Origin of the sequence: Proteus myxofaciens ATCC 19692, assembly GCF_001654855.1 — a bacterium.
GTDB classification, from domain to species: Bacteria; Pseudomonadota; Gammaproteobacteria; order Enterobacterales; family Enterobacteriaceae; genus Proteus; species Proteus myxofaciens.
Genome location: NZ_LXEN01000084.1, coordinates 1 through 488, shown reverse-complemented (window position 1 = coordinate 488; position 488 = coordinate 1). Strand labels below are relative to the sequence as shown.

Below are 488 nucleotides of genomic sequence, written 5' to 3'. Positions count from 1 at the left end.
TATATTTAAAATATAAAGTTGAAAAGCAGGTAGAACATATTATAAATAATAATCTTGATGTTAGTGTATGTAATATGTTTTTTAAAAAAAATGATAAATTTCTAGAAATTAGCAATTGTTATAGCCGAGTCAGATCTATTCAAGAGTTTATACTAAATGGTAATGCTTACACACCTATGATTATGAGTAAAAGGAAATCATTATTAGATGTAGGATTATTTACTCATTCTCCACGATACCAAGACCATATATTAATGTTAAAATTATTCATGGCAGATAAAAAAATAAAATCACTGAATGAAAAACTTTTCATTCATAACGATCATGATGAACAAAGAATAACTTATAGCAATAAGTCTGAAGAAGCTTATAAAATAAGGCAATTATATGAGAAGAAAAATTTATATAGATTAGATGTTAAAGAAAAAAAACAATATAAAATAATTGAACTTCTTATTACTGCCAAAATATTACGAGCAAAAAAAAAC

1 pseudogene is annotated in these 488 nt (G+C 23.6%); it reads left to right on the top strand.

What is annotated here, in order from left to right:
- Nucleotides 1-488, top strand: a pseudogene (locus tag M983_RS17545) (glycosyltransferase family 2 protein); the annotation flags it as partial.